Source organism: Enterovibrio sp. FF113, assembly GCF_041439165.1.
Lineage (GTDB): Bacteria > Pseudomonadota > Gammaproteobacteria > Enterobacterales > Vibrionaceae > Enterovibrio > Enterovibrio norvegicus_A.
Genome location: NZ_JBGONO010000011.1, coordinates 140,068 through 153,095, shown reverse-complemented (window position 1 = coordinate 153,095; position 13,028 = coordinate 140,068). Strand labels below are relative to the sequence as shown.

Here is a 13,028-nt window from a genome sequence, read left to right as displayed (position 1 = left end):
GTAGGAAGTCACGCATTGGAGGTATTAAATGGTCGTTGAGTCAGATGGATATGCGGCTCTAATTGAGTATTTCATTGAAAACTTGGCTGTGTTTGCTGCGTCAGGTGACAAAGTTGGTTCTGAAAACATTGATGATCTTGTCCATGAACTGGTTGCAAGCCAACTTATGGTCATTTGTGAACAGAACAAAGACATGCCACAACCACTGCGCTTTGCGGTGATGAGCGAAGCGGATAAAGTGGTTGCCGATTTAGAAGAGATATTGAGCTCGGTTTGGAATCAGAAACCTACGTTTGCTCAGATTAACGTGCTTGAAGAGTATATTGGTCTGGTTAAAAACCTGTTTGATGCTGCTGTTGCTGAGTGTGCTTAAACCTCTGGTGGTAACGTCGGGATGGCACTAAGTTCGCGCATATCGCATCTTAGCGCAAACAAGTGGTTGCACTGCTCTCTGCTCTGATTAAAATGCGCCTTTATTCTTTTAAGGCGCATCCCATGAAACCTCACGCCATTCACAAACTCTACGATCAAAGGCTTGCGCAGTCGACTAAGCCATTTCGTGCGCGAGGGGCCAGTGTTGTTCGCTGTATTCACTGCATGGTTGTTGAAAGGTTATGTATTTGTGAAGAAAGACAAACCTTGACGACGAACGCCGGATTTTTGCTCGTTATGTATGATGATGAGGTATTAAAGCCGAGTAATACTGGGCGTCTCATCGCGGATACAGTTGAAGATACCTACGCGTATATTTGGTCGCGTAAAACGCCCAATGAAGAGATGGTGGCGTTGGTCAATGACCCGATATGGCAGCCATTCGTTGTTTTCCCTGCACAGTATGCCAGCGAAGACCGCGTTGTTAGTCAGCCAGTGATAAAAGCGGGAAAACGTCCTCTTTTCATCATGATTGATGGCACTTGGCAGGAAGCGAAAAAAATATTCCGTAAGAGCCCTTGGTTAGATGAAGTGCCCGTTCTAAGCATCAAGGTCGATACGCAATCGCGTTATCAAATGAGAGAAGCGAACGGTGAAGGTCAGCTTGCAACAGCAGAGGTGGCCGCACAAGTGCTGGCACTTGCGGGGGATATCAAAGCGTCCCAATGTTTGGATGCATGGTTTGATGTGTTCCGTGAGTACTATTTGACGGGGAAAAAACAGCGTAATCTCCCAGACCCGGCTGCGCTTGATAAATATAGAGAGCTTCGAACCCTCTAATTTAACAATGGTTTGCGATTCACTTCGCATAGTTGTAGCGCTGAAAAGACGACACAAAGAGTTACTTTGTCTTTAGTCACATTAAGAACCGTTTGAAACAGGGATAATTCAAACAGATTGACGATTTTGCTATTAGGAACAACGGAGTAAAGGATGTATTACGGCTTTGATGTAGGTGGCACCAAAATTGAGTTTGGCGCATTTGACAATGATCTAAAGCGTCAGGCAACAGAGCGCGTGCCTACCCCCGGAGACAACTATGAGCTGTTGGTTGAAACGCTAGCGGGCTTAGTGGCGAAATACGACCAAAAATTTGGTTGTGAAGGCACGGTCGGGCTTGGTATTCCCGGCATTGAAAAGGCTGAAGATGGCACAGTGTTAACGGTCAATGTGCCAGCTGCGAAAGGTAGAACGCTTCGTGCAGATCTTGAAGCAAAAATTGGCCGAGCGGTTGCGCTTAACAATGATGCGAACTGCTTCGCGCTGTCTGAAGCGTGGGATGAAGAGCTTCAAGGTGAAAAGGTTGTCCTTGGCTTGATTCTGGGCACAGGGTTCGGCGGTGGCATTGTGCTGGATGGCAAGATTGTTTCTGGTAAGAATAATGTCGCGGGTGAGCTCGGACACATGCGCATGCCGATTGACGCTTGGCTGCACCTTGGTAAAAATGCGCCAATTTTTGAATGTGGTTGTGAGAAAAAAGGCTGTATCGACAACTATCTCTCTGGTCGCGGATTTGAAATGCTGTACACGCATTTTCATGGTGAAGAGAAAAAAGCGGTCAATATTATTGCGGATTTTAAAGCAGGTGAATCTCGTGATGTTGAGTTCGTCGACATCTATATGGAAATGCTAGCGATGGTCTTTGCTGGTTTGTTTACCGGTATTGATCCCGATGTGGTGGTGTTAGGTGGTGGACTGTCGAATTTCGATGCCATCTATGAAGAAATGCCTAAACGTCTTCCTAAGCATTTACTTTCCATTGCTCACCCTCCAAAAATCATCAAAGCCAAGCACGGAGACTCCGGCGGAGTGCGTGGCGCTGCATTTTTGAATATCCAGCGCTAAAGACTTAGCTGAGACGCTTGGAAACGAAAGGCACCTGAGTGAAAGGTGCCTTTTCTCATACCAAAACATTAAATTGGCTTCATGTACCGCTGATCTATTCGGCGTTATGTGTGGAATAATTCCTCAGCTATCTGAGTTGTATCAATAAAAATTGGATAAGTTGATCAGGTGATTTTGAAACAGAACACTTCGCGAACTCTTTTCGTACTCCTTGTGCTTTTATTCTTGTCTGTCGTCGCCATTGTTTGGTTTTATGCTGGTGGTGCGCGTTCAACCTACACGGTCTCTCCAACAGAGTTTAAGGTTGAATATATTGATGACACCCCAATGGGGGGAGATACACAAGGAAGTGTTACCGTTGATGGCGATGGATACGTTGTTCTTAACTGCAATCTGGGTAAAGCGCACCGATGGCCTTTCTGTGAAGTGGCGATCAGTTTAAGCGCGGATGCTGCAAACGGGATTGATTTAACGCACTATCATTCTATGGTCATTGAGGCTGCTTACGATACGCCTGAGCCGAATCAGCGCTTACGCGTGTATCTGAGAAACTTCAATTCGGCATACTCTCGTATTGATGACCCTGTTTCGCTGAAATTTAATGGGCTTGAATACAACCCGAGTGGATCGATGTCTGAGTACGTGCTGCCTTTAAAAGCGTTTCAGGTTATCTCTTGGTGGATCTCTGATCTAGATATACCGCTGGAGCATGCTGGGCCAGAATTGAGTAATGTCTCATTGATAGAGATAGCAACGGGTAGTGCGCCAATATTGGGTGAGCATGAGCTTGTTATCAGAGGTATTCGCTTTGAGGGACTGATGCTCTCAGAGTCTCAGCTTTTTCGTGGAATAACGTTTGTTTGGCTTGCCACTATCATGACGCTATTGACGGTTAAATACACGCAAAGCCGACGTATCTATAATCTGGAGCGTTCACGAGCAGACCGTTTGAAAGTGATTAACTTGGCGTTAAAGCAAAAAAGTGAAACCTTGTCAGTGCTTGCCAATACTGATGCACTCACAGGGTTGAGAAATCGCTTGGGTATCTATCAGGAACTCGAAAAACATATTACTTCGATGGACGATAGAAGCTGCACGGTGTTGTGTTTGGACATTGACCACTTTAAGTATGTCAATGACACCTACGGTCATGACATGGGTGACAAACTACTCGTGAGTACGGCGAAAATCATGCGAGAATCAGCAAGTACTAGCGATGTCATTGTCCGTTGGGGGGGAGAAGAGTTTGTGATTTTCTGTCCTAAGCGCAACTTAGCTCAAGCATCCTTCTTAGCCGAAAGAATTCGATCCGCGTTTGAGTCTACAGCATGGTCTCATGGCGAATTGCTAACGTGCAGTATTGGTGTGTCATCGATGCGCGAAGCCAGTATCGCTGCAATGATCGCAGATGCTGATGACGCTCTTTATCGAGCCAAACAACTCGGAAGAAATCGGGTGGAAGTGTTTGCTGAAACACTGATGACGGTTTAAACAAAAAAAGCAGCGTTGATAAGCTGCTTTTTTTAAATTTCATTTTTGTTTCTATGCGGTGCGATGTTTACAGCTGTGTTTTTTCAGCGTTTGCTTTGCAGTGTTTAACCGCATTTTCTAGCAAGCCCAGAGCGGATGTTTCTGGCTCAGGAAGTGCGGCGTCCGACACGTTAATCGGCGAAGTGCGATCACCCCAACGTATCACGCCCGCACCCCAAGTCAGGCCTGCACCAAATGCTGCCATCAACAATGTGCTGTTTGGTGTCACTCGGCCTTCTTCAACGGCTTCACACAACGCGATTGGAATGGTTGCAGCCGAAGTATTGCCATACTTGTGGATATTAATAAACGCTTTATCCAACGGGATCTTTGCGTGATCGCAAAGTGCTTCGATAATGCGCTTGTTAGCTTGATGTGGGATCACCAAGTCAATATCACTTTCCGTTGCATTAGCGCGTCCGAGAACGGCACTTGCAGCGGCTCCCATGCCTTTTACGGCACGTCTGAAAATTTCACGGCCAACGAAGTTAAAGCTGAAATAGCCGCTGTCTTCTTCAAAGCGCTGCATGGCGGTGCCAAATGCAGGGATAGCGAGCACATCTCTTCCTTCGGAATCACAGCCAAGTTGGGCTTCGAGTAGTCCTACTTCTTTATCTGTTTTACTCAGCACAACGGCGCCTGCGCCATCACCAAACAAAACGGCAGTATCACGTTTGCTCCAATCGAGATACCAGCTCAAGCGCTCCGCACCAATGATCACTGCATGTTGATACGCACCAGCCTGAATCATTCTCGTCGCTGTTTCAAGCGCATACAAAAATCCGGTACACGCTGCGTTTAAATCGAACGCAGCCGCTTTCTTAGCGCCAATTTCAAGCTGTACTTTCGAGGCAATGTTCGGAATTAACGTATCTGGCGAGCAAGTGGCGACGATGATGAGATCAACATCAGCACCTTCAATCCCCGCTGTTGCCAGCGCATGTTTTGCGGCAATTGTTGCCATGTCTGATGTGTTGACGTGGCTGATGCGGCGAGCACTGATACCGGTTCGAGAAGAAATCCATTCGTCTGAAGTGTCAATGATGGTGCTTATGTCGTTGTTGGTGAGTTCTGCCTGAGGTAAGCATTTTCCCCAGCCAGTAATTTCGGCAAATGGCATGAGAGTCTCTTGTTTTGTTTTAACTGTTGCCAGTGTACCGCTGTTATATTATTGAAACAAATAGCGTGCTGTGCGCTGTGAACAATAGCGACATATTCCTGAGCAAGGATACTGAAACCAAAAGTGGCCCGAAGGCCACATGGTTTACGTGTTGATTGCGCCTTGAAAACGAGGTTCTGTTACCAAAACAACCAAGCAAATATCGCGAGAACAGTAATGGCAACCACATTCAAGTAAATTCCTGCACGCATCATCTCTGACTGTTTGATGTGACCTGATGCGAAAACAATGGCATTTGGCGGCGTGGCGACAGGCAACATAAAGGCACAGGAGGCTGCAATGGCAATCAATGCAGACAGAATTACGGGTGAAACCCCAAGTGCTTCAGCAACCGTGGCGAATACAGGTACGAGAAGCGCAGCACTCGCGGTGTTACTGGCAAATTCCGTCAGAAACACGACAAATGCCACAACAGCCAGCAAGGTAAAGAAGATGCCTGCTGATGAAAGGAAGCTGCTCAACGATTCAGCCAAGAACACACTGGTCCCGGTCGCTTTCAACACGTTGCTCAAACACAAGCCGCCACCAAACAGCAGTAATACACCCCAGTCTGTTGTTTTCTCGATATCTTTCCAATTAACCACACGTGATGCGCCAAGAAGGATAATGGCAGAGATAGCGACAAGGGAGTCAAATTTACTTAAGCCACCCAGCATTTGGTTGATTGGCTTACTGAAGATCCAACAGAACACCGTCAGTGCAAAAATAGCCAGAGTAAGACGACGCGCATTGGTCCACTCAATAGGCTTGTGATCCAGTTCGAAGGTGTGGTTCAAATTGGGTTTGGTCAAGAAATAAAGAACGGCAATGGTGATCGGTAACAACGTGACGGTAATTGGCAGGCCTAGTTTCATCCACTCTATAAAGTTTAAGTTAACTTCTGCCGCTGCAATGGCGTTGGGAGGGCTACCAACAATTGTCGCGATACCACCAATGCTGGCGCAATATGCGATACCTAGAAGTACAAACACGTAGGTACCACGGTCAGATTTTGCATTGACCTTGCTGAGTACGCCAAGAACCAATGGCAGCATCATTGCCGTTGTTGCTGTGTTTGAAATCCACATTGAAAGGCCGGCAGTAACACCAAACAACATCATCACAGCAACGCTCATTCTGCCTTTGGCAATGACCAGCACTTTGTCGGCAATGGCCTGATCAAGTTTTTGGGTATGAAGCGCAGCCGCTAGCGCAAAGCCACCCAGAAAGAGAAAGATAATGGGATTGGAAAAATTTGACAGCGCTGTAGAGGTATTAAAGACCCCTAAACCGACGGCAAGTACCGGAACAAGCAGCGCAGTAATACTGACGTGTAGCGCTTCGGTAAGCCAAAGTACGGCGATGAAAACAAGCAGGCTTAGACCGACGACAACGTCCTTCTCGAAAGGAAGGAAGGTCATCATAAGGGTGAACAGTGCAACGTTGGCTATAAGAATTAGGCTATTTTTGTTAAACAGCCAATCTTTGAAAGCAAGGGTTAATGCTGTCATATCGACTTCCTCTAAGAATATGTAGGGTGGTTTTTATTGTTTGAATTGAATTCAACTGCATTATTGCCTACCTAAATGATTTCGTAGAGAGCGCCAAACCACATCATTAACAAGATGTTGCTTGAATGTTTAAAACTGGGATGGCGTGAATTTTAAATGGGTAGGTTTCCACCCACCAGATTTGAGAGGGTGTGACAGAGTGTTACTCAGGAAGAGAAAGTGTTTCGGTCGGGATGGTTTCTTTGGGGCCGAGGAATTTGGGCTGCTCGTTTAGAACATAGATATCCAGCACGGCTTTTACTCGTGCAAGTATTTCACGAGCGCGTATTTTTAAACCTGCCAGCCCTTTTGGACTTGGCACGGCCAGACAAATAGCATCAATTTCGTAATAGTCTGCAATGAAGAGGGCGCGTTCACAGTGAAATGCTTGAGTGACTAGCGTGAATTCGTCTGCATCAAAGACTTTCTTGGCTCGTACGATGGAATCAAGCGTTCTAAATCCTGCGTAATCAAGAAAGATACGGTCATCAGGAATACCTGCTTTTAGCATATCTCTTTTCATCGTCCATGGTTCGTTATAAGAGCGATGCGCGTTGTCACCACTGAGCAGCAATACATCGACTTTGTTGTTGAGATAAAGGCGTTGAGCCGCTTCTATTCGGTAGGTATAAAAAGGGTTAAGGGTCTTTCCAATGTATTTGCTGGTGCCCAATACCAAGCCAACATGACGAGCAGGCGTTTCAGCGATCGAATCGTAAATGCGATCTTTTGCTTGATAAGAGACCCAGAGATCCATCGCCGCAATACTGAGTAGCGAGATAATAAAAAGAATAAAGACAGCAGTTGACGCTTTTCGAAATGACATCACAATTAGAAAGGTACTAAAACCAGTGAGGAACCAGAAGGTTAAACTAAAAAATGAAAAAAAACAAAAAGAACCGCCGCTTCCTTACGGAAAACGGAGGTTCTTGTTCAAATTATTTAATGATTCAGCGTTAGAATGACGTACGTTTGTACTGACGGTACTTCGGTTCCCAGAAGATCGCATCAATGCGTTCTTGTAACACGTCGTCGGTCAGTTCCAGCGCAACACCGTCTTCAATGGCTTTCTTTGCCACAGCGAGAGCAATGTATCGCGATACCGACTGAATCTCTTCTAGAGGCGGTAGCAGTGGACCTCGACCATATTTTGCTAACGGAGAACATTCGGCCAATGCGCGGCTTGATTCCATCAACATGCCATCAGTCACGCGTTTCGCGTCTGTTGCCAGCACACCGAGACCAATGCCAGGGAAGATGTAGCTGTTGTTACACTGGGCGATGGTATAGGTTTTACCACCATCCAGAACAACGGGATCAAACGGGCTTCCCGTCGCCACTAATGCTTCGCCGTTGGTCCAACGCAGAATATCAAACGGCGTGGCTTCCACGCGGCTTGTTGGATTTGACAGTGGAAATACAATCGGGCGTTCGCAATGTTCATGCATCGCTTTGATCACATCTTCGCTGAACAAGCCTGGTGCACCAGAGACTCCAATCAAGACTGTAGGCTTAGCATTCTTCACCACGTCTAACAGGGAGATGTTTTGGTCTGCGAGTTCCCAATTTTTAATTGCTGACGATTTCTGAACCAACTTCTGTTGGAAGTCGAGCAGGTTTGGCATGGCATCAATCAATAGACCCCAGCGATCAACCATGAAGACGTGTTGTCGCGCTTCTTTGTCGCTGATCCCTTCGGAAACCATTTGGGCAATAATCGCTTCAGCGATACCACAGCCAGCAGAGCCCGCACCAAGGAAGGTGACACGTTGGTCGGATAGCTTGGTGCCTGCAGCTTTACAGGCGGCAATCAAAGATCCCACGGTAACAGCAGCGGTACCTTGAATGTCGTCATTAAAACAGCAGACGCGATCTTTGTAGCGCTCAAGGATTGGCATTGCGTTCTTTTGTGCGAAATCCTCAAACTGGATCAGTGCATCTGGCCAGCGATGCTGAACGGCTTGGATGAATTCTTCGATAAAATCATCGTAATCTTGGCCTGTGATACGCGTATGCCTCCAACCCATGTACATAGGGTCAGACAATCGCTGTGGGTTATTGGTACCCACATCCAATACGATTGGCAATGTATAAGCGGGGCTGATACCACCACATGCGGTATAAAGCGAAAGCTTGCCAATAGGAATACCCATGCCACCGATACCTTGGTCACCCAGACCAAGAATACGTTCACCGTCAGTCACCACGATAACTTTAACGTTGTGGCGAGAAGCATTGTTAAGCATGTCGTCAATGCGGTAGCGGTTCGGGTAAGAGATAAACAAGCCACGGCCACGACGATAAATTTCAGAGAAATTTTCACAGGCTGCACCGACAGTCGGGGTGTAGATTATCGGCATCATTTCGCTGATATGGCTATTCACTAAGCGATAAAACAGGGTTTCGTTAGTATCTTGGATATTGCGCAAATAAATGTGCTTATCCATATCGTTTTCGAAACGCTGATATTGTTTGTAGGCACGTTCTGCCTGTTCTTCTATTGACTCAATAGCTTCTGGAAGTAGGCCTTCCAGATTGAAGAACATCCGCTCTTCAACAGAGAACGCACTGCCTTTGTTAAGCAGCGGCGTTTCAAGCAACGCTGGGCCAGCGTATGGAATGTAGAGTGGACGTTTTTGATTATGCATGAAGAAGACAACTCAATTCTTTCAGAAGACATGATTAAAATAGGGTAAGTGTTTAGACAGACGGGAATTTACTTCCCGTTTAAGCAGTGTAGTGGTGTTGACCTTGCACGTTCAAGATCATTTTAAACAAAGCGACCACCTGAACCTTAAACAGTGACCTACTACAAACAAGTCGGGTGGATATCCACTCATCTCGTTGTCTATTGAAAATCAAGAAACGTTTGGCGCTGTTTGGGCACTGTTCTGAGGTACACTAGGCGCATTGAAATTCAAACGCCTACACAATGAATCCATGATCAAATCAACCCTTCAGCTACCCATTGACGCTATTCAAGCATCTGTCGAAATCGCGTTAGCCAAGCGTAATGTGATTATTCAATCAGACACCGGAACAGGCAAGTCCACGCGCTTGCCTGTTTGGGCATCGAAACTTGGTCGAGTGCTTGTGATTGAGCCACGTCGTGTGGCTTGTACATCACTGACGGGCTTTGTCGCAGAAAGTATAGGCGCAAAGATTGGTGAGCAAGTCGGGTATGCCATCAAGTTTGATTATCGTTTTAGTGATGACACTCAGATTGTTTTTGCGACCCCAGGCGTTGTGCTTCGTTGGTTCAGTGAAGATAAGCTTTCTAAGTTCGATGTGGTGATGATTGATGAATTCCACGAACGACGTGCAGAAACCGATTTGCTGGCAGCGCTACTAAATAAACTGAACAAGCACCGATTGATCATCACGTCTGCCACGTTAGACAGTGACAAACTTAGCCAATATTTTCATGCGGAGATGCTTAAAGCGGATGCCAAGAGTTACGGTGTCACGGTTTCTTATCATGCCTCAGACAGTCAAGTGATGCCGTCGGGCAAGCACATAGAATCACGACTAAAGCCTGTGGTTGAGCGTGCATTGGAACGCGGCGGTGATTTACTGGTGTTTCTGCCAGGGAAAAAGGAAATCAATCTGTGCCGTTCGGCGTTGAGTGGACTCGGCGCTGATGTTATTCCACTTCATGCATCGGTGTCCGATCTTGATCGAAAACACGCACTGAACCAAAGCGACAATCAACGCATTGTGTTGGCGACCAATGTGGCGGAAACCTCATTAACCATTCCTGGCATCGTGACAGTTATTGATACGGGAATGGAAAGGCGCACCCATCAACGCAATGGTCGAACAGCGTTGGCGCTCCATACTATCTCCAAGGCGAGCGCCAAGCAGCGGGCAGGGCGTGCTGGGCGAATAGCAGCAGGGTATTGCGAACGACTTTATGGTCAACATGCGCCGCTTGAAGCTTTTACACCGCCAGAGCTTGAACGCGAAGATTTGATTGAAACCATGCTTGCTGCAGCGTGCAGTGGTTTTACATTAGACCAACTCGTGTTTCTTTCTCCTTTACCCGACAAGTCTCTGCTATCCGCACGCACAAGACTCATTGCTATGGGGGCAATTGATAACAATGGCGTAGTGACCGAGCATGGTAAATTGCTTTATCCACTCCCGATTGATTCTCTGTTTGCCCACTTGATATCCGGTATGACGTCTAGGCCGAACAAAGAAGCCATGTGTGATTTGGCCGCCATACTGCAAACGCCAGTGACCGTCTGGAAGCGTCGACCCGGTGAAATGGCATTAGAGAACTACAAGGCATGGAATACGCATGCGTGTGACGTTGTCACTTCAATCGCTGTGCTACGCGGTGAGCAGTCAGAAGACATTGATGTGGATCTGCTTGCACGTGATGAAGCAAGACGTTTATCTGCGTCTTTGAGAGAGGCCATGGTGTTGCCGCAATGGGATGCTGCCAGTCGATTTCAGCGAGAAAACTTCTTGCGCAATGTCATCGACATTGCACCAGAGCTTGCCTTTGTAAGGCGAGAGAAGCGTCAACAGGCGTTTGGAAATGGTGACAGTGAAGTGGTACTCAGCCGTGATAGTGATTTCCCTGCAGAGCCGCAAGCGGCGCTTGTATTTGATCAGTTCCACTTAGCTGGCCGAGGCGCAAAGCAAACCACATCGTACGCCACCTGCATGGCTCCGTTGCCCTTTTTATGGCTTACGCATGCCGACTTGGGCGAGCTGGAAATAGCCGAGCAGATTGAAAAAGCGGGCAAAGTGTTTGATGTGGTTCAGCGCGTATATGCGGGGAGAATCATAGAACAATGTGAACGTGAAGCCGAGGGCGCGAGTTTACTTCTCGCGATAGCCAAGCAGATTCTAGACGGCGAATTGATGAATGGTGTTGGCGAGCACCTATCCCATCAGATCACTTACTGGAATTTATTCCAAACCTTGGTTGCTGAAAAACCACAGCCGGCAGTTGATGTCTTGGTTTGGCTCGAGCAGACGCTTTCTGATCTTGGTGTTGAAACAGTTGATGACATGGACTTGATCGACCCAAGCGACATTCAGTTTGATGGCATTCCATCTTGGGAGTTTGACGACTTTGTTCGGACATACCCGTTACAGGTCACCTTGGCTGAGTTAAAACTCGACGTTGAATATTCTAGATCTAAACGCATGGTCGTTGTTCACTATGTTAAAGGTAATCGAAAGGATGGGCCAAAGCGGTGGGAGTTACCTTCGTGGAATGGATGGCGGGTTAAGTACAAAAAAGCGAGCCGTATTGTCGATGTTAAGTAGCCGCATCTGAGAATGAGTAGCCAAGCGGATGTGAAGCAATTTACTTTGATGTAATGTTGAAAAAGCGAACTCGTCAAATCGAATTCGCTTAATTTTAGGTGTTTGATTAACGCACGCGGCGATAGTGATTTTTCACCATGGCGTTCAACAACACTTCGCTTTTTACCAACGTATATTGTTGAGGTTGCTCAAGCAGACCAAACAGTGATGCGCCGCCACCGAGTAACGTAGGGATTTGAGTAACAATAAGTTCGTCAATCAGATCTTGTTCTAGAAAACTCTGAACGGTTTTACCGCCGTCGATGTAAAGTGTTTTATAGCCCTGCTCGTTGAGATTGGTGACAATCTCTTTGATATCTCCAGATACAAGAAACACTTTGTCTTCGTAGGCGTTGGGAATGCACTTGAGGGTATGACTTATGACGAAAACGGGTTTGGAGTAGGGCCAGTCAATACCAAATCCACAGACGGTTTCGAAAGTATTTCTGCCCATCACCAATGCATCAACACTTTGCATGAACTCAGCCCACCCAAAATCCAAGCCCTCAGGATTAGGAATGCTGTGAAGCCATTCAATACCGCCGTTTTTGTCAGCGATATAGCCATCTAAGCTGGTAGCAATATATACGATGTTTGTCATTGGTATTTTCCTAGAACAGGCTTAAAAAACAAAAAAGCCATTCACTCGATAAGCAAATGGCTTCTCAATTCAGCAAGAAAGCGGGATTAGTCGCGGAAGTTATCGAACTGGAATGGTTGACCCATATCCGCTTCGCGAACCAATTTCATGACAGCTTGTAGATCATCACGATTCTTTCCGGTGACACGAAGTTGATCGCCTTGGATTTGAGTTTGCACTTTAATCTTGGCGTCTTTGATCAACTTAACGAGCTTCTTCGCGATCAAGGCTTCAATGCCGTTTTTAAAATGTACATCGCTGAAAAAGGTTTTTCCTGAGTGAATCATGTCTTTTGGTTCCATCGCACGGGCATCGACGCCTCGTTTAGCGAGGTTGCCACGAAGAATGTCCATCATCTGATTCACTTGAAAATCGGATTCTGCAGAAACCTTGACGACTTCTTTGTTGAGTTCAAAACTTGCGTCCACATTACGAAAGTCAAAACGGGTTAAAAGCTCGCGTTTAGCGTTGTCTACCGCGTTTTTAAGCTCAACGTTGTCAATCTCCGAGACGATATCAAAAGCAGGCATAGTGTGTTCCTGATGTT

The 13,028-nt window shown here is 46.6% G+C and carries 11 protein-coding genes; 5 read left to right on the top strand and 6 right to left on the bottom strand.

Annotated features, from left to right (window positions below):
- Window positions 1-28 precede the first annotated feature (28 nt).
- From ACED36_RS10985 to ACED36_RS10970, 4 genes are all read left to right on the top strand, one after another.
- Complete coding sequence (locus ACED36_RS10985; RefSeq protein ID WP_016962191.1) at window positions 29-373, top strand: DUF3802 family protein; 345 nt, start codon at window positions 29-31, stop codon at window positions 371-373.
- Between the two features lie 122 nt (window positions 374-495).
- Complete coding sequence (locus tag ACED36_RS10980) at window positions 496-1,212, top strand: tRNA-uridine aminocarboxypropyltransferase (RefSeq protein WP_016962190.1); 717 nt, start codon at window positions 496-498, stop codon at window positions 1,210-1,212.
- Between the two features lie 153 nt (window positions 1,213-1,365).
- The gene (nagK, locus tag ACED36_RS10975) at window positions 1,366-2,277 is read left to right on the top strand and encodes an N-acetylglucosamine kinase (RefSeq protein WP_016962189.1); all 912 of its coding nucleotides are present in this window, start codon (window positions 1,366-1,368) and stop codon (window positions 2,275-2,277) included.
- Window positions 2,278-2,490: 213 nt separating this feature from the next.
- Window positions 2,491-3,768: a GGDEF domain-containing protein gene (locus ACED36_RS10970; protein ID WP_241823336.1), complete on the top strand. Its 1,278-nt coding sequence runs from the start codon at window positions 2,491-2,493 to the stop codon at window positions 3,766-3,768.
- A 67-nt stretch (window positions 3,769-3,835) separates the two neighbouring features.
- Here the strand turns inward: ACED36_RS10970 and ACED36_RS10965 are convergent, their stop codons facing one another.
- The 4 genes from ACED36_RS10965 to ACED36_RS10950 form a co-directional block, all read right to left on the bottom strand.
- Complete coding sequence (locus ACED36_RS10965; RefSeq protein ID WP_016962187.1) at window positions 3,836-4,927, bottom strand: ketoacyl-ACP synthase III; 1,092 nt, start codon at window positions 4,925-4,927, stop codon at window positions 3,836-3,838.
- 179 nt (window positions 4,928-5,106) lie between these two features.
- Window positions 5,107-6,477, bottom strand: a complete 1,371-nt coding sequence (locus ACED36_RS10960; protein WP_017002788.1) for a DASS family sodium-coupled anion symporter — start codon at window positions 6,475-6,477, stop codon at window positions 5,107-5,109.
- 202 nt (window positions 6,478-6,679) lie between these two features.
- Window positions 6,680-7,342, bottom strand: a complete 663-nt coding sequence (locus ACED36_RS10955; RefSeq protein WP_017002787.1) for a vancomycin high temperature exclusion protein — start codon at window positions 7,340-7,342, stop codon at window positions 6,680-6,682.
- Window positions 7,343-7,472: 130 nt separating this feature from the next.
- Window positions 7,473-9,164, bottom strand: a complete 1,692-nt coding sequence (locus ACED36_RS10950) for an NAD-dependent malic enzyme (RefSeq protein ID WP_016962184.1) — start codon at window positions 9,162-9,164, stop codon at window positions 7,473-7,475.
- A 292-nt stretch (window positions 9,165-9,456) separates the two neighbouring features.
- On the opposite strand from ACED36_RS10950, the gene ACED36_RS10945 reads away from it, so the two are divergent.
- Window positions 9,457-11,802 (top strand): helicase-related protein, encoded by a 2,346-nt coding sequence (locus tag ACED36_RS10945; protein WP_016962183.1) that lies wholly within the window; start codon window positions 9,457-9,459, stop codon window positions 11,800-11,802.
- Window positions 11,803-11,908: 106 nt separating this feature from the next.
- On the opposite strand, the gene ACED36_RS10940 is transcribed toward ACED36_RS10945, so the two are convergent.
- Together ACED36_RS10940 and ACED36_RS10935 are read right to left on the bottom strand one after the other, a co-directional pair.
- The gene (locus tag ACED36_RS10940; RefSeq protein WP_016962182.1) at window positions 11,909-12,442 is read right to left on the bottom strand and encodes a dihydrofolate reductase family protein; all 534 of its coding nucleotides are present in this window, start codon (window positions 12,440-12,442) and stop codon (window positions 11,909-11,911) included.
- Between the two features lie 86 nt (window positions 12,443-12,528).
- Complete coding sequence (locus ACED36_RS10935) at window positions 12,529-13,011, bottom strand: YajQ family cyclic di-GMP-binding protein (protein WP_016962181.1); 483 nt, start codon at window positions 13,009-13,011, stop codon at window positions 12,529-12,531.
- Between the last annotated feature and the right edge of the window lie 17 nt (window positions 13,012-13,028).